Source organism: Streptomyces sp. NPDC059003, from assembly GCF_042740445.1.
GTDB lineage: Bacteria > Actinomycetota > Actinomycetes > Streptomycetales > Streptomycetaceae > Streptomyces.
Map to the genome: position 1 here is coordinate 12,245 of NZ_JBHYJH010000118.1, position 19,132 is coordinate 31,376.

The 19,132-nt window shown below is 72.0% G+C and carries 16 protein-coding genes and 1 other RNA gene; 3 read left to right on the top strand and 14 right to left on the bottom strand.

Going from position 1 to position 19,132, the window contains the following annotated elements; genetic code table 11:
- The first annotated feature begins 150 nt into the window (after positions 1–150).
- Positions 151–741 carry a DUF1772 domain-containing protein gene (locus tag ACFWZ5_RS31855; protein ID WP_384891617.1) on the top strand — a complete coding sequence of 197 codons (591 nt, stop codon included), beginning with the start codon at positions 151–153 and terminating at the stop codon, positions 739–741.
- On the opposite strand, the gene ACFWZ5_RS31860 is transcribed toward ACFWZ5_RS31855, so the two are convergent.
- From ACFWZ5_RS31860 to ACFWZ5_RS31885, 6 genes are all read right to left on the bottom strand, one after another.
- Positions 684–1,832 carry a uroporphyrinogen-III synthase gene (locus ACFWZ5_RS31860; protein WP_384800201.1) on the bottom strand — a complete coding sequence of 383 codons (1,149 nt, stop codon included), beginning with the start codon at positions 1,830–1,832 and terminating at the stop codon, positions 684–686. The genes ACFWZ5_RS31855 and ACFWZ5_RS31860 overlap by 58 nt on opposite strands.
- Positions 1,833–1,933: 101 nt before the next feature.
- Positions 1,934–3,286 (bottom strand): nitrate/nitrite transporter, encoded by a 1,353-nt coding sequence (locus ACFWZ5_RS31865; protein WP_384800204.1) that lies wholly within the window; start codon positions 3,284–3,286, stop codon positions 1,934–1,936.
- A gap of 159 nt (positions 3,287–3,445) precedes the next feature.
- Positions 3,446–4,750, bottom strand: a complete 1,305-nt coding sequence (locus ACFWZ5_RS31870) for an acyltransferase (RefSeq protein ID WP_384800208.1) — start codon at positions 4,748–4,750, stop codon at positions 3,446–3,448.
- Positions 4,747–6,990 carry a glycosyltransferase gene (locus ACFWZ5_RS31875; RefSeq protein WP_384800211.1) on the bottom strand — a complete coding sequence of 748 codons (2,244 nt, stop codon included), beginning with the start codon at positions 6,988–6,990 and terminating at the stop codon, positions 4,747–4,749. Before ACFWZ5_RS31875 ends, ACFWZ5_RS31870 begins: the two co-directional genes overlap by 4 nt.
- Entirely contained in the window at positions 6,987–7,889 is a 903-nt protein-coding gene (locus ACFWZ5_RS31880) for a hypothetical protein (protein WP_384891620.1), read from the bottom strand. The genes ACFWZ5_RS31875 and ACFWZ5_RS31880 overlap by 4 nt, the downstream gene beginning before the upstream one ends.
- Before the next feature lie 181 nt (positions 7,890–8,070).
- Positions 8,071–9,072 carry a LysR family transcriptional regulator gene (locus ACFWZ5_RS31885; RefSeq protein WP_384804330.1) on the bottom strand — a complete coding sequence of 334 codons (1,002 nt, stop codon included), beginning with the start codon at positions 9,070–9,072 and terminating at the stop codon, positions 8,071–8,073.
- An 83-nt stretch (positions 9,073–9,155) separates the two neighbouring features.
- On the opposite strand from ACFWZ5_RS31885, the gene ACFWZ5_RS31890 reads away from it, so the two are divergent.
- Positions 9,156–10,499: an MFS transporter gene (locus tag ACFWZ5_RS31890; RefSeq protein WP_384891623.1), complete on the top strand. Its 1,344-nt coding sequence runs from the start codon at positions 9,156–9,158 to the stop codon at positions 10,497–10,499.
- Here ACFWZ5_RS31890 and dacB read toward each other — a convergent pair.
- The 6 genes from dacB to ftsE form a co-directional block, all read right to left on the bottom strand.
- A complete protein-coding gene (gene dacB, locus ACFWZ5_RS31895) occupies positions 10,480–12,042 on the bottom strand; it encodes a D-alanyl-D-alanine carboxypeptidase/D-alanyl-D-alanine-endopeptidase (RefSeq protein WP_384804334.1) in 1,563 nt (520 codons plus the stop codon). The genes ACFWZ5_RS31890 and dacB overlap by 20 nt on opposite strands.
- 134 nt (positions 12,043–12,176) lie before the next feature.
- Positions 12,177–12,546: a transfer-messenger RNA gene (gene ssrA / locus ACFWZ5_RS31900) on the bottom strand.
- 121 nt (positions 12,547–12,667) lie between these two features.
- Positions 12,668–13,189, bottom strand: coding sequence for an SsrA-binding protein SmpB (gene smpB, locus ACFWZ5_RS31905; RefSeq protein ID WP_384804336.1), 522 nt, complete (start codon positions 13,187–13,189; stop codon positions 12,668–12,670).
- Positions 13,190–13,207: 18 nt separating this feature from the next.
- Positions 13,208–14,395: a S41 family peptidase gene (locus ACFWZ5_RS31910; RefSeq protein WP_384804338.1), complete on the bottom strand. Its 1,188-nt coding sequence runs from the start codon at positions 14,393–14,395 to the stop codon at positions 13,208–13,210.
- Between the two features lie 100 nt (positions 14,396–14,495).
- Positions 14,496–15,413, bottom strand: a complete 918-nt coding sequence (gene ftsX / locus ACFWZ5_RS31915) for a permease-like cell division protein FtsX (RefSeq protein WP_384804340.1) — start codon at positions 15,411–15,413, stop codon at positions 14,496–14,498.
- A 68-nt stretch (positions 15,414–15,481) separates the two neighbouring features.
- Entirely contained in the window at positions 15,482–16,171 is a 690-nt protein-coding gene (gene ftsE, locus ACFWZ5_RS31920; RefSeq protein ID WP_016644946.1) for a cell division ATP-binding protein FtsE, read from the bottom strand.
- Positions 16,172–16,412: 241 nt separating this feature from the next.
- Here ftsE and ACFWZ5_RS31925 point away from each other — a divergent pair, with 241 nt between their 5' ends.
- Complete coding sequence (locus ACFWZ5_RS31925; RefSeq protein WP_384804342.1) at positions 16,413–16,604, top strand: hypothetical protein; 192 nt, start codon at positions 16,413–16,415, stop codon at positions 16,602–16,604.
- Positions 16,605–16,814: 210 nt separating this feature from the next.
- Here the strand turns inward: ACFWZ5_RS31925 and ACFWZ5_RS31930 are convergent, their stop codons facing one another.
- Together ACFWZ5_RS31930 and prfB are read right to left on the bottom strand one after the other, a co-directional pair.
- Positions 16,815–17,510: a hypothetical protein gene (locus tag ACFWZ5_RS31930; RefSeq protein WP_384806782.1), complete on the bottom strand. Its 696-nt coding sequence runs from the start codon at positions 17,508–17,510 to the stop codon at positions 16,815–16,817.
- A 347-nt stretch (positions 17,511–17,857) separates the two neighbouring features.
- Entirely contained in the window at positions 17,858–18,964 is a 1,107-nt protein-coding gene (gene prfB, locus ACFWZ5_RS31935; protein WP_384806785.1) for a peptide chain release factor 2, read from the bottom strand.
- Positions 18,965–19,132: the final 168 nt, after the last annotated feature.

Genomic DNA, 19,132 nt, shown 5'->3' on the forward strand with positions numbered 1-19,132 from the left:
GCTCGTGGCGCAGACGCGCGCTTATGCGGGTGCGCTTCAGGGCTATGGGCCGGGCCCCGCCCCGACGGTTGACTCAAGGCCAGGAAGGCGAACGCAGGGACGGGTGAGGACGGGGTGACCGGGATGAGCGGGATGAGCGGGATGAGCGGGATGCGTGAGCAGCAGGTGACGGGTCGTCAGAAGCGGAGCGCGGGAGTGCTTCTGGGAGCGGCGACGCTCGCCATGGGCCTGATCGCCGGGTCCTTCTACATCTTCGCGTGCGCCGTGATGCCGGGCCTCGCGCGCAGCTCGGACCGCGCGTACGTCGAGGTCATGCGGCACATCAACGAGGTGATCCAGAACCCGGTGTTCTTCGCGAGCTTCATGGGGTCGCTGCTGTTCACGGCGGTGGCCGCCTGGCAGCTGCGGCGCACCCCGCTGCGCTGGTGGGTCCTCGCGGCCCTGATCGTGTACGCCGCCGCCTTCGTCCTCACCGCGGCGGTGAACGTGCCGCTGAACAACGACCTCGCGGACGCGGGCGACCCGGCGCGGATCGCCGACCCGGGCGCGGTGCGCGCCGACTTCGAGGACCCGTGGGTGGCGTGGAACATCGTGCGGGCGGTGCTGTGCACGGTCGCGTTCGGGCTGCTCGGGCGGGCCCTCGTGCTGTGGGGCGTGCTGCGCCGGACCTCCGGGGGCGCGGCTCACTCCGCGTACTTGGACCCCGCCGACCCGGCCGCCGGGTCGAGCGCGAGCCGGTAGCCCCGCTTGACCACGGTCTGGATGAGCCGCGGCGCGCCGAGCGCCGACCGCAGGCGGGCCATCGCCGTCTCCACGGCGTGCTCGTCGCGGCCCGCGCCCGGCAGCGCCCGCAGCAGCTCGGCGCGGGCGACGACCCAGCCGGGCCGCCGCGTGAGCGCCCGAAGCAGCGCCATCCCCGCGGGCGGCACGGGCCGCAGCTCGCCGTCGACGAGGACCGCGTGCCCTCGTATCTCCACCCGGTGGCCCGCGATCGGCAACGCCCGGGCCCGCGAGGGCAGTTCCTGGCACAGGAGCTGGACGAGCGGGCCGAGCCTGAACCGCTCCGGCTGGACGGTGTCGATGCCCCGGGCCTGGAGCGGCAGCGCGGTCACGGGGCCCACGCAGGCCGGGAGCACGTCGTGGCCGAGGGCGGCGAGGAGCTCGGCGGCCATCCCCCGGTCCTCGGCCCGCGCGAGCAGCGACGCGGCGGCGGGCGCGCTGGTGAAGGTGAGCGCGTCGACGCCGTGCGCCACGGCCGCGTCGAGGAGCCGGTCGACGGGCGCGAGGTCGGTGGGCGGCAGCCAGCGGTAGACCGGGACGAGGACGACGTCGGCGCCCCCGGCCCGCAGCGCCTCCACGAATCCGGGCAGCGGTTCGCCGTGCAGCTGGAGCGCGACGCGCCGCCCGTCCACGCCCTCCGCGAGCAGCCGGTCGAGGACCTCCGCCATGGACTCCGACGACGGCGACCAGTGCTCGGTGAGCCCGGCGGCGCGGACGGCGCCCTTCACCTTCGGCCCGCGGGCGAGGAGTTCGACGCCCCGCAGGCACGCGAGCAGCTCCTCGCCGCACCCCCAGCCGTCGGCGGCCTCGACCCAGCCGCGGAACCCGATGGCCGTGGTGGCGACCACGACGTCCGGCACGTGGTCGACGATCTCCTTGGTCGCGGCGAGCAGTTGGGAGTCGTCGGCCAGCGGCACGATGCGCAGGGCGGGGGCGTGCAGGACGGTGGCGCCGCGCCGCTGGAGCAGCGCGGCGAGCTCGTCGGCGCGCCGGGCGGCGGTGACGCCGACGGTGAACCCGGAGAGGGGGCCGTGTGCTGGACTGACGTTCATGACTCGGTCCCACTCGTCGTCGATTCCTTGAGGCCACGGCCCACCGAGCCTGCCAACGGCCGGTGACGGGCCCGGATCATCACGATGTCCGCCGTGTTACGTCACACCTCGGCGTACGAGAGGTGCCGCTCCGCGCCCGCCGCGGCCACGGACCGCGTGGGGGCGGCGCGCCCGCGAAGGTATACGGCCCAGGTCACGCCGAAGCACAGGGCGTAGAACCCGAGGAAGGCGACGAAGGCCGCCGTCCCCGAGCCCACGGCGAGGAAGGACTGCCGGAAGGCGAGGTTGATGCCCAGCCCGCCGAGCGCCCCGAGCGCCCCGATGAACCCCATGGCGGCCCCGGACAGCCGCCGCGCGTACACCGCGGCGGCCTCCCCCGCGAGCCCCGCCCGCTGGGCCTTGGCCTGGAAGATCCCCGGGATCATCTTGTACGTGGATCCGTTGCCGAGCCCGGTGAGCACGAAGAGCACGATGAACGCGGCCGTGAACAGGGTGAGGGACTCGATGACGGACGCGGCCACGACGACGCCGGTGGCCGCCGCCATCGCGACGAAGTTCCACAGAGTGATGCGGGCCCCGCCGTACCGGTCGGCGAGCCGCCCGCCCACGGGCCGGACGAGCGAGCCGAGCAGCGGGCCGATGAAGGTGAGCTGCGCGGACTCCAGGGGCGTACGCCCGAACTGGGTCTGCAGGACGAGCCCGAAGGCGAAGCTGTACCCGATGAACGACCCGAACGTCCCCACGTACAGCAGCGACATGATCCATGTGTGCGGGTCCCTGACCGCCTCCTTCGCGGCCCCGGCGTCGTTCTTCACGGTCGCGAGGTTGTCCATGAACAGCGCCGCGCAGACCGCCGAGACGACGATGAGCGGGATGTAGATCCCGAGCAGCAGCCGCGGCCCGCCGCTCGCCCCGATCACGGCGAGCGCGACGAGCTGCACGACCGGCACCCCGATGTTCCCGCCCCCGGCGTTGAGCCCCAGGGCCCACCCCTTCTTCCTGAGCGGGAAGAAGGAGTTGATGTTGGTCATGGAGGAGGCGAAGTTCCCGCCGCCGACCCCGGTGAGCAGGGCGCACACCATGAACGTGGTGTACGAGGTCCCCGGCTCCATGACGGCGAAGGTCAGGGCGGCGGGCACGAGGAGCAGCGCCGCGGCCACGACGGTCCAGTTGCGCCCGCCGAACCGCGCGACGGCGAAGGTGTACGGCACCCGCACGACGGCGCCCACGAGCGTGGCCATCGACACGAGGAAGAACTTCCCTGCCGGATCGATCCCGTAGGCCGGCCCCATGAACAGGACCATCACCGACCACAGGCTCCAGATCGAGAACCCGATGTGCTCGGAGAGCACCGAGAACACCAGGTTGCGCCGCGCGACGCGGGCGCCCTCCCGCTCCCAGAACCCGTGGTCCTCCGGATCCCACCGCTGGATCCACCTGCTCTCACGCCCCATGTCACGCCTCCCGGCCGGCCGCTGATGAGCCCGAAGGTAGGGAGGGCTCGTTTCAGCGCTGTGCCGGTGCGTGACCGATGAGGAACGTTGGTCTCACCCGGGAGCGGGCGGGGCGGTGAGGGCGCCGCCCTTCCGGTGCTGCGAGCGGTATCGCCGGGCTCACCCCCGCTTCCGCCCTCCGGGGCCGGACTCCCGTCCTCCGCCGGGGCCGGGCTGCCGCTCCCGCTTCCGCGCCGCCCGCTTCCGCGCGCCGTCGGGCCACAGCCGCGGCGCCCGCCGCGCCGCCAGGTCCTCGACCCAGCCCACCGCGAGCACCATCAGTCCGATCAGCGGCCAGATCAGCACAGTCATCCACACCATGTACGTCGAGTCGAGCGCCGCCACCATCCGCTCGTCCATGAACGGGAAGTCGTACGCCTGGTCGATGAGTGGGACTGTCGCCATGATCAAGAGGTTGTGCCAGAGGTAGATCGTGACGGCGCGGTTGTTGGAGAGGGTGATGAGGCGGTCCCAGCGGGCGAGGCGGCCCGGGAGCTCCTGCCACGACGGGGAGTAGACGAGCAGGACGACGACGAAGCCGAGGGACCAGGTGGCCTGGGCCAGGGGGATGTCGTTCAGGTCCCAGCCGTCGGGGCCCAGGTGGCCGGACGCCCACCACAGGCCGAAGGCCATGGCCAGGGTGGCGAGCGAGACCGCCAGATAGCGCGGGACCCGCGCCAAGTGGCCCTCCTGGTGGGCGAAGCCGAGGATCCAGCAGCTGCCGTAGACCGCGAAGTCGGTGACCGCGTTGCCCGTCTCGCCGGGGATCTGCACGGCCTCCGTGGTGAGCAGGGCCGTCAGGGCGAGCGGCGCGAGCAGCGTCGCCCACGGCAGCCGGCGGAACGCCCAAAGGAGCAGCGGGGACGTGATGACGAACCACAGGTACGCGCGCAGGTACCACAGCGGGCCCACCGCCTGCGCGGGCCAGGTGTCCTCCAGGAGGCCCGCCTTGTCCCCGATGTTCCAGGGGAAGGGCGGGGCGCCCACCGGGAGTACGTAGTCGAACAGGCTCACCAGGCCCCACGTACCGCCGTGGTCCGGGTCCTCGCTCGGCTTCCAGCCCGCGGCGAAGAGGAGAAAGAGGGCCACCGCGCTGAACACCCACAGCGGGGGCAGCAGACGGCGGATTCGCCCCTTGATCACGTCCCACGCGGGGCGCTTCAGGGACCGCGCCATCAGGGCGCCCGCGAGCGCGAACATCACGCCCATCGACGGGAACAGGATCGTCAGCCACGCCCAGCCGAACAGGTGGTAGACCACGACCCGGACCAGCGCGAGGGAGCGGAGGAGGTCCAGATAGCGGTCGCGGGCGGGCTTGTCCGGCGCGACGGGCGGTGCCGCGGGTTCCGGGGGGACCGGTGCGGTGTGTCCCAGTGGGACCGGTGTCGTGTGCCCCGGAGAGACCGATGCCGTCGGGTGCGTCATCCCACGGCCTCCCGCTCGACGGCGGCGCCCACCGGCTGTCGCCCCGCGGAGAGCGGCGGTGCCCCGACCGCGCCCGTGCGCCGCAGCTTCTGCCAGCGCAGCCGGCCGCCGGTGAGGGCGGTGATCCAGGACTGGAGCAGGACGACGTACATGAGCTGGCGGTAGAGGATCTGCTGGAGCGGCAGCGAGATCAGATGCGTCGGGCGTTCACGGTCGAGCCGGAAGGCGTACGCGGCGCACACCGCCTGCACGGCGAGGACGCCGAGCCAGGCGGCGATGGTCTTCTGGGTGGGGCCGAAGACCAGGCCGTACAGGAGGAACACGTCGATCAGGGGCGCGAGCAGCGGCGCGAGGACCATGAACAGCGACACCAGCGGAAGCCCGACGCGGCCGAACCGGCCGGAGGGCCCGCGCTCGACGAGGGCGCGGCGGTGCTTCCAGATGGCCTGCATCGTGCCGTACGACCAGCGGTAGCGCTGGGACCACAGCTGCTGCACGGTCTCCGGGGCCTCGGTCCAGGCGCGGGCCTTCTCCGCGTACACCACGCGCCAGCCGTCGCGGTGCAGGGCCATGGTGATGTCGGTGTCCTCGGCGAGCGTGTCGTCGCTCATGCCGCCGACCCGTTCGAGCGCCGTGCGCCGGAAGGCGCCCACCGCGCCGGGGATGGTCGGCATGCAGCGGAGCACGTCGTACATGCGGCGGTCGAGGTTGAAGCCCATCACGTACTCGATGTGCTGCCAGGCGCCGATCAGGGAGTCGCGGTTGCCGACCTTGGCGTTGCCCGCGACGGCGCCCACGCGCGGGTCGCCGAAGGGCTGCACCAGTTCGCGGACGGTGGACGGCTCGAAGACCGTGTCGCCGTCCATCATCACGACCAGGTCGTACCGGGCGTTGGCGAGGCCGCGGTTGAGGGCGGCGGGCTTGCCCGCGTTGTGCTGGCGGATCACGCGGACGCCGGGCAGGCCGAGGCTCTCGACGAGGCGGGCCGTGCCGTCCGTCGAGCCGTCGTCGACGACGATGACCTCGACGGGGTGGTCGCTCGCCACCAGGGAACGGACCGTGTTCTCGATGCACTTGGCCTCGTTGTACGCGGGGACGAGGACCGACACCGGTTCCGTCACCTGCCCGCCCCACCGGAAGTCGCGTTTGCGGACGCGCCGGGCGTGCGCCACGGAGAGCAGCAGCATCAGGCCGAAGCGCCCCATGACCAGGAAGCCGATCACGGCGAGGCCCACCACGAGGATGTCCGTGATGCGCTCGGACGCGCCGACGAGGACGATCCAGGCCTTGCCCTTCCACAGCTCGGCGCCCGTCACGCGCACGTGCGCGCTGGGGGCGTCCAGGGCTTCGGTGAGGTTGGTGAACCGATAGCCCTGCTTCTTCAGGCTGGGCAGGAAGCGGTCGAGGGCCGCCACCGTCTGGGAGCGGTCGCCGCCGGAGTCGTGCATCAGGACGATGGCGCCCTTGCCCCCGGTGGGCGTGGCGCGGCGGATGATCTCGTCGACTCCGGGGCGCTGCCAGTCCTCGCTGTCGGTGTTGTTCACGACCGTCAGATAGCCGCGGCTTCCGATGTGCTTCACGACGGGCCACGACGCGTTGTCCATGGCGTCGGCGAACGACGAGTACGGCGGGCGGAACAGGGAGGTCCTGATGCCCGCCGCGCCCGCGAGGGCCAGCTGGTTCTGCGACAGCTCCCAGTCGATGCGGCGCTCCGACTGGTACGACAGGTCCGGGTGGTTGAAGGTGTGCAGGCCGACCTCGTGGCCCTCGTCGACCATGCGCCGGACGAGGCCGGGGTGGCGGGACGCCATCGTGCCGGTGACGAAGAAGACGCCGTGCGCGTCGTGCTCGGCGAGGACGTCGAGGACCTTCGGGGTCCACTTCGGGTCGGGGCCGTCGTCGAAGGTGAGCACGAGGCGGTGGTCGGGCACGCTCAGGGACTTCTCGTGGCCGCCGCGCGTGTCGATGACCGGGCCGCCCTTGAGGACCTCCTGCGGCACCCGGTCGGTGGCGGCGGGCGGCCGCACGCGGTGGTCGGCGAGGATCTCGCTGTGGACGTACCCGCGGAGCATCAGCATCGCGAGCAGCGCCACGAGCAGCAGCGAGGGCAGCAGGTAGCGCATGGGGAGACGGCGGCCGCGGGTGCCGCCGCGCCCGCCGGACGCGCGGTCGCGCCCGCGCCGGGTACGGCCCGTCCGGGCGCGGTCGGCCGACCTGCGCCCGCTGGAGCGGGAGTTCATGACTGTGCGTCCTCCGGGGCCTGCTGCTCGGCTGCGGGGCCTGCCTCGGCCGCCGCGCCCGCCGCGGGTGCGGCGTCACCGGCGGCCGGGCCGCTGCCGCCGTCGGGCGACGGGGCGGGCGGGTCCGCGGGCGGCGCGGTCTCGCGCGAGGGCTCCGGGGCGGGGGGCTGGGGTCCGGGGGCGCGGGTGGGGCCGGGGGCGGTGCCGGGGCCCGGCCTGTCGCCGCCGGGGGTCGGGGCGGGTCCTGGGCGGTCGTCGCCGGTGGGGACGGGGGCGGGGGGACGGCCCGGCCTCTCGTCACCGGCGCGGGGCGCGGAGGGGGCGGCCCGGTCCGGCTCACCGGCCGGTTCGACCGTCGTGCCGCCCGCACCCGACGGGCCCGCCGGGCCGGTCGTGGCGCGCGAGCTCGCGGGCGAGGGCGTGGCGTCGGGCGAGGCGGACGAATGGGGCGAACTCCCTGATTCCGCCGATACGTTCGGTGTGTCCACCTGGCTCGCGGGCTTCTCGTCCTTGGGGTCGGGCACCGGCAGCCAGGGCGCGCTGGAGTTGCCCGAGACGAGCGTCGCCACGATCACCACGGCGTAGCCCGCGCAGAGGAGGCCGACGCCCGTGCCGATGCGGCGGTATCTGCGGCTGCGGCGGCCCGTCTCGTCGACGAACACGGGTCCTTCGGCCGCGTCGGTGGCGTCCGGAAGGCCGTCGAGGGCGCGCGTGCCGTCGGTTCCGAGCGGGGACTCGCCCGCCAGGTGGCGGCCGATGCCGTCGATCTGGACCGTGACCTCGTTCGGATCGTGGACGTGCCCCGACGCCGCCGTCCAGGCCTGCCCCGGCAGACCCTCCGGCAGTCCTCCTGGGACCGACAGTCGCCCCGGGAGATCTCCTGAAAGATCCCCTGGCAATGGACTTTCTCGCCAATTCTCCATGCGTACGCACAACCCCCCACTGGACCGGATGCGGGCGCGCGCGACTCCCCGGGCACTTGCCGTCCGGGCCGGGCCCCCACCCGACCCGGGCGCCCCCTCTATCACGCTGCACCCGGACCATGAATGTAGCGCACGCCGATGACAGTAGTACTTTTCGTCACTCTCGGCTCATCATGATGAGTGCATCCATGGCCGGAATCCACCCGTCATCCGGTCGGGTCAGCCATCCTTCGGCGGCGGCGAGTTCGGCCGCGGCCCGGCGCAGCGCGTCCAGACCGGGGTGCCGCAGCCCTCGTCGCCACACCAGCGACACCGGCGACAGCGGCACCGGATCGACGAGCGGCCGCAGGACGGCGCCGGGCAGCTCGGGGAAGCCGACGACGGCGAGGACCGGGTTGCGGTGCTTCGCCATGATCCGCGCGAACTCCTCGTGACCGATGGCGAGCGGGGCGGGCGGCGCCACCTCGATCCCGCGGCCCTCGAAGAGCCGGTGGGCGAGGTCGGTCCACTCCAGGGTGCGGTCGTTGCCCGCGCCCGCGTACACGCTCGCGCCCGCGAGCCGGTCGAGCGGCACCTCGTCGAGCTCCGCCAGCGGGTGCCCGACCGGCAGCAGCACCGCCATCCGCTCGTATCGCACCGGCTGCTGCGCGAGCCCGGCGCGCAGGTCGGCGGGCAGCCCGGCGTACCGCCCGAACGACGCGTCGAGGCGCCCGGCGGCGATCTCGGCCGCGGCGCCCGTCAGACCGCTCTCGAAGCGCGCCATCAGCTCGCAGTGCGGGGCGAGTTCGCGGGCCCGGTCGAGGACGCGCTGGAAGACGAGGCCCGGGGTGTTGAGGTCGACGAGCAGCGGCTTCGCGGCGACGGTGGCGGGCCCGCGCGCGAAGGCGGCCGCGAGCTCGTCGTGCGCCTGGAGGACCCGTCGGGCGTACGGAAGGAGCCGCTCACCGTCGGCCGTCAGCGCGACCTGGCGCGTCGACCGCACGAAGAGGCCGACCCCCAACTCCCGCTCCAGGCGCCGCACATCGCGGCTCAGGGCCTGCTGGGCGACGTACAGGCGGGCGGCCGCGCGCGTGAAGTGCAGCTCCTCGGCGACGGCGACGAACGCCCGCAGCAGGCGGGGCTCCATGTCGCGGGGCGCCCCGGGCGATGAGGTGACCATCGGGAGAATTTACAACGCGGGTGCGTTAATGGCCCTCCAGAAGGTGTTGGACCACTCCTGGGGACAGCGGCGAGCCTGAAGCCATGCCGCAAGCCCCCGCAGAACCAGCCGATATCACCGACATCACCGACATCACCGACATCACCGGTATATCCGAGCCCCAGGGCTCCCTCGCCTCCCCCTCCACCCCGGAGGGCCGACGCACCCGCCGCAACCCCTACACCCGCCTCTTCGCCCTCCCCGGGGCGACGGCGTTCACCGTCGGCAACCTCATCGCCCGCCTGCCCATGGGCATGTTCAGCGTCAGCGCGGTGACCATGATCGCCGGGTCGCGGGGCTCGTACGCGCTCGCGGGCGCCGTCACCGCGACCGGGCTCGCCGCGACCGCCGTCGTGGCGCCCTGGACGGCACGGCTCGTCGACCGCCACGGCCAGGCCCGCGTCGCCGTGCCCGCCACCGTCGTCGCCGTGCTCGGCTCCCTGTCGCTGCTGCTGTGCGTGCGCTACGGAGCGCCGGACTGGACGCTGTTCGCCTCGTACGCCGCCACGGCCACCACCCCCAACACCGGCGGCATGTCGCGGGCCCGCTGGTCCCACCTCCTGAAGGGCGACGCGGCGGCGGTGCACACCGCCAACTCCTTCGAGCAGTCCGCCGACGAGCTGTGCTTCATGCTCGGCCCGGTGCTCGCGGCGTTCCTGTGCGGCACGCTCTTCCCGGAGGCGGGCACCCTCGTCGCCGCCGCCCTGCTCCTGACCGGCGTGCTGCTCTTCGCCGCCCAGCGCTCGACGGAACCGCCCGCCCATGACCGTACGACGGGACCCGCGCGGAAATCCCCCCTCCGCGCGCGGGGGATGCCCGCCCTGCAGACCGTGTTCCTCGCCACGGGCGCCGTGTTCGGCTCCATGGAGGTCGTGACGATCGCGTACGCCGACGAGCAGGGCCACGAGGCCGCCGCGGGCGTGGTCCTCGCACTCCAGGCGGCGGGCTCGTGCGCCGCGGGCCTGGTGTTCGGCGCCGTGAAGCCACGCGGGCCGCTGCACCGGCGCCGGGTCCTGTGCGCGGTGGCGATGGCCGTCCTGATGGGCCTGCCGCTGCTCGCCGCGACGGCCACCGGGTCGCTCGTGGCGCTCGCCGGCGCGCTGCTGTGCGCGGGGATGGCGACCGCCCCGACGATGGTGACCGCCATGACGCTGGTCCAGCGCCTCACCCCCGAGGGGCAGCTCAACGAGGGCATGACCCTCGCCGTGACCGGCCTCCTCGGGGGCATCGCGTGCGGCGCGGCGGCGGGCGGCTGGGCCGCGGAGCACCTGGGGGCCGCCACGGGCTACGGGGTGCCCGTGGCGGCCGCGGTGTGCGCGCTGCTGCTCACGGTCGTGAGCGGCGGCCCCGCCGCAGCGGCGGAGGCCGTCAGCAGCGCGCGGGCTTGACCCAGGAGCACTCCAGGTCGCCGCCGCGGGTGCCGGCCGCCCGCTGCGAGCGCGGCTTCACCAGGACCGCCTTGTCCTCGTCGGACCTCGCGAGAGTGACGACGATCGCGTCCTCCAGGGCCTTGACCGACGGGGCGAGGTGGTTGTTGAGGACGATGCTGAAGACCAGCTCGCGCCCGCCCGCGTCCGTGACGTACCCGGACAGCGCGGACGCCCCGGTCAGCGTCCCCGTCTTCGCGTGCACGTTGCCGGCCGCCGGGGTCCCGCACATGCGCGTGCGCAACGTGCCGCCGACGAACTTGTCGGACGCGCAGGCCACCGGCAGGGACTTGTACCAGTGGGCGAACCAGGGCTCGCTCTTCGCCGACCGCAGCAGCTCGATGAACTGGTCGGCGGAGACGTTGTCCTTGCGCGAGAGCCCGGAGCCGTCGACCTGCCGCAGCCTGCCCGGGTCGACCCCCGCCGTCTTCAGGTACCCGGCGATCGCCGTGATGCCGTCACCCCAACTGCCCGGCCTGCCGGTCGCCTTGTGCCCCATGGCCTTGGTCAGGTGCTCGGCGTGCATGTTGTTGGACAGCTTCATGAACGGGATCAGCAGGTCCTTGAGCGGCATGGAGGCGTGCGAGGCGAGCGGGCGCGCGTCCTTCGGCGTGGCGATCCCGGCCCTGGTGGGCCCGCTCACCCTCACGCCGTGCGCGGCGAGGGCGTCCCGGAAGACGGCGGCCGCGTACCGGGTGGGCTCCCAGACGGTGACCCACTCCTTCGTAGTGCTGCCTCCGACCGGCACCGTGCCGCTGACGGTGATGGTGTTCCTGCCGTGCTGCCTCTCTACGGAGAGGGTGTTCTGCCCGCCCGCGGCGACCGTGGTGGCCCGCACGTCGAACTTCACGTAGTCGGTCTTCGGCGTCACCGTCACGCGCGGCTCGTCGCCCGCCCGCGCGCCCGGCGCCACCTCGACGACGACGGTCCCCGTGTCGTAGTCCGTGTCGGGCGCGAGGCTGAGCGCGGAGATCTGCGCCGCGTAGTACGACGACTCGTCGTCGGCGCCCCAGGTGTCGCCCTGGCGGCGGTCGTCGAACCGGGTGTCGTCGGCGACGAGCCGCCCCGACACCCGCTTGACGCCCGCGTCGGCGACGCGCGCCGCAAGGGCGTCGTAGTCCTTGGCGAGGGTCGTCGGGTCGCCGGTGCCGCGCAGGTACAGGTCGCCCTTGAGCACGGGACCGCGCCGGTCACCGGCGGCGAGCACGTCGGTCGTGAACCGGTGGTCCGGGCCGAGGATCTCCAGGGCCGCGGCCGAGGTGAGCATCTTGGTGTTGGACGCGGGCATGAGCCGCCCGCTGGGCAGGTGCCGGTAGAGGACGTCGCCGGTCCCGGCGTCGGCGACCACGACGCTCGCGACGCCGCCCTCCATGCGGGGGTCGCCGAGGATGGTGTCGATGGCCTCGGGCAGCCCGGACCGCTCGGAGTCCGCCCCCGCGGGAGCACTGACGGACAGGGTGGCCGCGGCGACAGCGAGGACGGCGGGCCAGATCCAGTGGCGCATACGAAGATTGACGCGTCTCACGGGTCTACTCATGACCCTGGAGCATCCCGGAAGACGGGCCCCACCGACAGTAGGCGCTCACGACGAAGGCCCGGCGGTCGTGGTGACCACCGGGCCTTCGGCTCACATGGGAATTGTGGAGATGGCGGGAATCGAACCCGCGTCCAACGGTGCGGAATCAGGGCTTCTCCGTGTGCAGTCCGCTGCGATTTTCTCGGCCCCGGAGATCTCGCGGACAAGTCTCCGACGGGCTCAGTCACTGTTTGATTTCCTCCTGGACCCCGTGACCGGGTCTAGAAGTTTAGTTCCCTAGCTGATGCCAGGATCCGGGTCGGGAACAGCCCCGGGCTGACACTTCGCAAGTCGCTACTTAGGCAGCGAGGGCGAAGGAATCGCGCTTGGTGTTGGCGATTATTGGTTGCGACATATGGTTAACGAGATCATTGCCGCTTCCTCGACACGCTTCCCCTGCTTCGACATCCGCTGTCGAAACCGATCATCCCCATGTTGATTTTTCAAACCCCTCCGAGGAGGGCCCCTCCGGAGAGGGGGCTCGCCCCGGCTGTGCGGGACATGAGCCATCGTACGTGACCAACGCACGACGGTGCCAGCGTATTCCCGGCGGCTAGCCGATCCCCTGCCGACGCCGCGCCGCGGAGATCGCACGGTTCGTCTCGCGGGTGTCCTGCTTCTCCCGCAGCGTCTGCCGCTTGTCGTACTCCTTCTTGCCCTTGGCGAGCGCGATCTCGACCTTGACCCGGCTGTCCTTGAAGTACAGGGCGAGGGGCACGATCGTGTGACCCGTCTCCTGGGACTTCGAGTCCAGCTTGTCGATCTCGGCACGGTGCAGCAGGAGCTTGCGCTTCCGCGTGGCGGAGTGGTTGGTCCAGGTGCCCTGCACGTACTCGGGGACGTGGATGTTGTGCAGCCACGCCTCGCCGCCGTCGATGTGCACGAAGCCGTCCACCAGGGAGGCCCGGCCCATGCGCAGCGACTTGACCTCGGTGCCCATGAGCACCAGGCCGCACTCGTAGGTGTCGAGGATGTGGTAGTCGTGCCGCGCCTTCTTGTTCTGCGCGATCATCTTGCGGGCGGGGGCCTTCTCGTTGGCCTTGGCGGCCTTGCGCTTTACCTTTTCCTTCGCCATAGTGCGGTCATTTTCGCACTACGAGGGGGGTCCGAGGCCAGTCAATACTGTCTCGGCCCGCTCCTGGGCGCCGCGGTCGACCTCCAGGTCCGGGGTGATGCCCCGGCCGTCGACGGCCCGCCCCGAAGGGGTGCGGTAGTGCCCGACCGTCAGCTCGGCGACGGAGCCGTCGGGCAGCCGGCTCGGCATCTGCACCGAGCCCTTGCCGAACGTGCGCGCCCCCACGACGACCGCGCGGCCGCGGTCCTGGAGGGCTCCGGTCAGCAGTTCGGCCGCGCTCATCGTGCCGCCGTCGACGAGCGCGACCACGGGTCTAGCGGGGTCGCCACCGGGCGGCGCGTGCAGCGCGCGCTGCTTGCCGCGTACGTCGTACGTCGCCACGAGGCCGCCGTCGAGCAGCGCGGAGGCCGCGGTGACCGCCTCCGTGACCAGGCCGCCCGCGTTGCCCCGCAGGTCGAGGAGGATCCCGGCGCCCTTGGGCGCCTGCCGCACGGCGTCCCGTACGGCGGCTCCCGAGCCCTTCGTGAACGCGTCGACCTTGATCAGCACGGCGCCGCTCGCGAGCCGCCTGACGGTCACGGAGTCCGTCGACAGGCGCGCCCTGTGCAGGGTCCTGCTCCACGCGCGCGTGCCGCGCTCCAGGCCGAGCGCCACCGGGGTGCCCTCGCGGTCGCCGCGCAGCAGCGCCACGACGTCGGTGACGGGGCGGCCCTTGACCTTCCTGCCGTCGACGGTGTCGAGCCGGTCGCCCTCGCGGATCCCGGCGCGCTCGGCGGGCCCGCCCCGCTGGACGCGTGACACCTCGATGCGCCCGTCGGCCGTGCGCCTGGCCCACAGTCCGACGCCCGTGTAGGCACCACCGAGGGCCTGCTCGAACGCGCGGTACTCCCCCCGGGAGTAGACCGAAGCCCAGCGGTCGCCGCTGCGGCTGACGGCGTCCTCGGCCGCCTCGGTGCCGGACTTGCCGTCGGCCATCGCCTCGGCCGCCGCGTCCGCCGCGTCGTCGGCGGCGTCGCGGTGCCGGTCACGGTCCTTGGCCGCGGCGACGGAGCGGGTCGGCACAGCCGTGGGGTTCTGGCCGTCGCCCGATTCCTCGCTCCAGGACCCGGTGGCCGCGCCGGTCGCGAGGACGCTCGCGAAGACCAAGGTCAGGGCCGCCCCGCGGCGGATGCGACGGGGCTCGGCGAGCCAATCAGGGCCTGACATGTCGGTGAGTCTAGGACAACGAAAGGCGCCGCACGGCCGGTTGACCGCACGGCGCCCGAGGCACGCCTCACACCTGCGGAACCGTAGGTCCCGCGGCGCGTCACACCTTCAGGTACTTGCGCAGCGCGAAGAACGCTGCCAGGGCGGGCATGAGGAGTCCGATCGCGAGGACCAGCGGCAGTTTGGCGAGCACGGCGTCCCAGCCGATGAAGTTGATCAGGTTCAGCTTCTCGGAGAGCTGCAGGCCGTGGTCGATGATGAAGTACCGGCCGAGCAGCAGGAACCCGCAGGCGAGCCCGCCGCCGATGAGGCCCGCGACGGCCGCCTCCAGGATGAACGGCATCTGGATGTAGAAGCTCGACGCACCGACGAGCCGCATGATCCCGGTTTCACGGCGACGGCTGAACGCCGAGACGCGCACCGTGTTGACGATCAGCATCAGGGCGACGACGAGCATCAGCGCCATCACCGCGAGCGCCGCCCAGTTCATGCCGTTGAGCAGCTCGAAGAGGTTGTCCAGGACGCCCTTCTGGTCCTCCACGGACTGCACGCCGTCACGCCCGGAGAAGGCGGTCGCCACCACCTGGTACTTCTCCGGGTCCTTCAGCTTGATGCGGAACGACTCCTGCATCTGGTCCGGCGTGAGCGAGCTGGACAGCGGGGAGTCGCCGAACTGCTCCTTGTAGTGCTTGTACGCCTCGTCCGCCGACTCGTGCTGGACGGTGTCCACGACCGACATCTTCTTGAGGTCGGTGAGGATCCGGTCCTTCTGCTCGTTCGTGACGGCGCCCTTGGCGCACTTGGGGTCCTGCTCGGCGTCCGCCTTGTTGCAGAGGAAGATCGAGACGTTGACCTTGTCGTACCAGTAGCCCTTCATCGTGCTCACCTGGTCGCGCATGAGCAGCGAGCCGCCGAACAGGGCGAGCGACAGGGCGACGGAGACGACGACCGCGAAGGTCATCGTGAGGTTGCGGCGGAGACCGACACCGATCTCCGACAGGACGAACTGGGCGCGCATGGCGACCTTTCAGTGGATCACGTGGAACGGCGGCTCGGGCGGCGCATCGCGGAGCCGGGGGCGGGTCGTCAGTGCTGGTAGCCGTAGACGCCGCGCGACTGGTCGCGGACGAGGCGGCCCTTCTCCAGCTCGATGACGCGCTTGCGCATCTGGTCCACGATCTGCTGGTCGTGGGTGGCCATCACGACCGTGGTGCCGGTCCGGTTGATGCGGTCGAGCAGCTTCATGATGCCGACGGAGGTCTGCGGGTCGAGGTTGCCCGTCGGCTCGTCGGCGATCAGGAGCTTCGGCCGGTTGACGAACGCGCGGGCGATCGCGACCCGCTGCTGCTCACCACCGGAGAGCTCGCCGGGCATCCGGTCCTCCTTGCCGCCGAGGCCCACCAGGTCGAGCACCTGCGGCACGGACTTGCGGATCTCGCCGCGCGACTTGCCGATGACCTCCTGCGCGAAGGCCACGTTCTCGGCGACGGTCTTGTTCGGCAGGAGGCGGAAGTCCTGGAACACGGTGCCCAGCTGGCGGCGCATGTGCGGCACTTTCCAGTTGGAGAGCCGCGCCAGGTCCTTGCCGAGGACGTGCACCTGGCCGTGGCTGGTGCGCTCCTCTCTGAGGATGAGCCGCAGGAAGGTGGACTTTCCGGAGCCGGATGACCCCACCAGGAAGACGAACTCACCCTTTTCGATCTCCAGCGACACATCGCGGAGGGCGGGGCGGTTCTGCTTCGGATAGGCCTTGGAGACGTTGTCGAATCGGATCACGGGTGCACCACGGGTTGGCCGGGGGTAGGTGAGCGTGACCCTACGCGAACGCGGTGCGGGAGCGCAGTCGGCGTCCTGAGTTGCGCGATTTGTCGCGGATATATGAGGGAACGGATCGGTCGGAAACCGGCGCCGCCCGGCGGGCCGCGCCGAAATCCGCGGAAGCTGGCACAGTGGTAGGGGGAACGGTTGAGGTTCCCTGAGCGTTGGGCAGGCTGAGACTGTGCGGGAGGAGAAGCGCATGACCTATGACAGGTTGGTGTGCGCGAACTGCGCGGCGCCTGTGAGTGAGGGCCGCTGCCCCGTCTGCCGGGCCAGCCGGGAGCGGATGCAGCAGGAAGGCCCCTTCGGTGCGCTGAGTCCCGTGACGCTGATAGCGCTGCTCGTGGTGCTGATCGCGGCGATGGCGCTCCTGGCCCACCAGACCGCTTAGCGCGGGGCCCTGCGGGGCGGTGCCGGGTACGGAATCGGCGCCGTGCGCACCGTACGCGTAGTGCCGCGCACGGAGCGTGGGCATACCTGGCGAGTGCGGGCAGAGCCGCCGAAGGCTCGATGAGAGCGCGGAAGGGCCCGAAGCCGTGGAGGCTTCGGGCCCTTGCTGTGCGCGCCGCGGCGCGGAGGTACCGGGGGCCGGCCGTCTCGGTCAGGCCGCGGCGCCGCGGTTGCCCACGAAGCGCGGCAGGATGCGGAAGCCGATGCCGCCGGCGATCATCGTGGCGGCGCCGATGACCAGGAACGTGGTCTCGGTGGCACCTGTCTCGGCCAGCTCGCCGTCGTCCTTGCCCTGGCCCTTGTCCGCGATCTGCTGGACCGGCTTCGAGCCCGTGTCGGTCAGGCTGTCCTTGCCCTGGCCCTGCTGGACCGGCTGGGAGCCGCCGCCCGCGGGGTCGTTGTCGTTGCCGCCCGTGCCGCCGCCGGAGCCGTTGTTGTCACCGTCGCCCGGGTCGCCCGGGTCACCCGGGTCGCTGGTGGGCGGGTTCGTCGGCTGGGTGGGCGGGTTCGTCGGCTCGGTCGGCGGGTCCGTGGGCTCCGTCGGCGGGTTCGTCGGCTCGGTGGGCGGGTCCGTGGGCTCCGTGGGCGGGTCCGTCGGCTCGGTCGGCTCGTCGGTCGGCTCCGGCGGGTTGCTGGGCTCCCCCGGGTCCTCGTCGTCGTCCCCGCCCGGGAGGTCCGCGTCGACGCCGATGCCGTTCTCGTCGGCGGAGGCGCTCGCGCCCGCCCCGCCGAGGTCGACGCCGACGTCCAGGGCCGAGGCTGCGCCGGCGGCCGTCAGCGAGGCGCCCGCGGCGATCACTGCGCCGGCTGCGATCCGCGCGACGCGGATCCGCGTCTTCTTGGTCATCAGGCTGCTACCCCCAGTAGCTGAATCGTCAGTGAGGCAGCGCTCGGGGCCCCGGTCACGGGGTGACTACCGATCGGCCCCCCGGATCACACGCGCCCCAGAGACACGCATGCCGCTCGCTAGCTTTTCCACTTTCCAGACCACCGTCAAGGTCGTTGCGCGCGCGATGCCCCTTATGCGGTCAGTTGACCGTCGTGCAGACATGCGACTGTGACGTGAAGGGCTCAAGAACCCCACAAGTGGTTCATAAACAAAGGCAACTGCCGCCCGATGGGCGGCAGTTGCCTTGATTCTCGCTCTGTTCGCCGCGGCTCGCTCTCGCTCACGTTGTCGACAAAGCGCCGAAATTACTTCTCCTGCTGCTTGCGCCAGCGAATTCCGGCCTCCAGGAAGCCGTCGATCTCGCCGTTGAACACCGACTCCGGGTTGCCGACCTCGTGCTCCGTACGCAGGTCCTTCACCATCTGGTACGGGTGCAGGACGTACGAGCGCATCTGGTTGCCCCAGGAGTTGCCGCCGTCGCCCTTGAGGGCGTTCATCTTCTCCTGCTCCTCCTGGCGGCGGCGCTCGAGCAGCTTCGCCTGGAGGACGTTCATCGCGGTCGCCTTGTTCTGGATCTGCGAGCGCTCGTTCTGGCAGGAGACGACGATGCCGGTCGGGAGGTGGGTCAGGCGGACCGCGGAGTCCGTCGTGTTGACGCCCTGGCCGCCGGGGCCCGACGAGCGGTACACGTCGACGCGCAGCTCGCTCTCGTCGATCTCGATGTGGTCCGTCTGCTCGACCACGGGGAGGACCTCGACGCCCGCGAAGGACGTCTGGCGGCGGCCCTGGTTGTCGAACGGGGAGATCCGCACCAGGCGGTGCGTGCCCTGCTCCACGGAGAGCGTGCCGTACGCGTACGGCGCCTGCACGGCGAAGGTGGTCGACTTGATGCCGGCCTCTTCCGCGTACGACGTCTCGTACAGCTCCGTCTTGTAGCCGTGGCGCTCCGCCCAGCGCAGGTACATCCGCTGGAGCTTCTCGGCGAAGTCCGAGGCGTCGACGCCGCCGGCCTCCGCGCGGATGGTGACCACCGCCTCACGGGAGTCGTACTCCCCGGAGAGCAGCGTGCGGACCTCCATCTCGTCCAGCGCCTTCTTGACCGCCGTGAGCTCCGACTCGGCCTCCGCGCGGGTGTCCGGGTCGTCCTCCTCCTCGGCCATCTCGAAGAGCACGCCGAGGTCGTCGATGCGCCCGCGCAGGGCCTCGGCCTTCCTGACCTCCGCCTGGAGGTGGCTCAGCTTGCTGGTGATCTTCTGCGCCTCGTCCGGGTCGTCCCACAGGGACGGCGCGGCCGCCTGCTCCTCGAGCACGGCGATGTCTGCCCTCAGCTTGTCGAGGTCCAGGACGGCCTCGATCGACTCCATGGTCGAGGAGAGGGACTTGAGCTCTTCGGATACGTCGACGACTGCCACGGTTCCAGCCTAACGGCTGTGGGGGGCTGGTCGGGTTTCGGCGGTCGGGGGCGACCGCCGAGCCCGCTCCCGCCTGGGCGTGCCCTGGCCCCCTGCCGCGGCCCTTGGGCGGGCCCGCCCGCCCATTTCTGCCCCCTTGTGGGGGTTCATCTCCCACCCGCCCGCCCG

Coding starts and splice junctions, on each gene's coding strand:
- ACFWZ5_RS31855 (WP_384891617.1), top strand. CDS start 151: ATGCGTGAGCAGCAGGTGACGGGTCGTCAGAAGCGGAGCGCGGGAGTG.
- ACFWZ5_RS31860 (WP_384800201.1), bottom strand. CDS start 1,832: ATGAACGTCAGTCCAGCACACGGCCCCCTCTCCGGGTTCACCGTCGGC.
- ACFWZ5_RS31865 (WP_384800204.1), bottom strand. CDS start 3,286: ATGGGGCGTGAGAGCAGGTGGATCCAGCGGTGGGATCCGGAGGACCAC.
- ACFWZ5_RS31870 (WP_384800208.1), bottom strand. CDS start 4,750: ATGACGCACCCGACGGCATCGGTCTCTCCGGGGCACACGACACCGGTC.
- ACFWZ5_RS31875 (WP_384800211.1), bottom strand. CDS start 6,990: ATGAACTCCCGCTCCAGCGGGCGCAGGTCGGCCGACCGCGCCCGGACG.
- ACFWZ5_RS31885 (WP_384804330.1), bottom strand. CDS start 9,072: ATGGTCACCTCATCGCCCGGGGCGCCCCGCGACATGGAGCCCCGCCTG.
- ACFWZ5_RS31890 (WP_384891623.1), top strand. CDS start 9,156: ATGCCGCAAGCCCCCGCAGAACCAGCCGATATCACCGACATCACCGAC.
- dacB (WP_384804334.1), bottom strand. CDS start 12,042: ATGCGCCACTGGATCTGGCCCGCCGTCCTCGCTGTCGCCGCGGCCACC.
- smpB (WP_384804336.1), bottom strand. CDS start 13,189: ATGGCGAAGGAAAAGGTAAAGCGCAAGGCCGCCAAGGCCAACGAGAAG.
- ACFWZ5_RS31910 (WP_384804338.1), bottom strand. CDS start 14,395: ATGTCAGGCCCTGATTGGCTCGCCGAGCCCCGTCGCATCCGCCGCGGG.
- ftsX (WP_384804340.1), bottom strand. CDS start 15,413: ATGCGCGCCCAGTTCGTCCTGTCGGAGATCGGTGTCGGTCTCCGCCGC.
- ACFWZ5_RS31925 (WP_384804342.1), top strand. CDS start 16,413: ATGACCTATGACAGGTTGGTGTGCGCGAACTGCGCGGCGCCTGTGAGT.
- ACFWZ5_RS31930 (WP_384806782.1), bottom strand. CDS start 17,510: ATGACCAAGAAGACGCGGATCCGCGTCGCGCGGATCGCAGCCGGCGCA.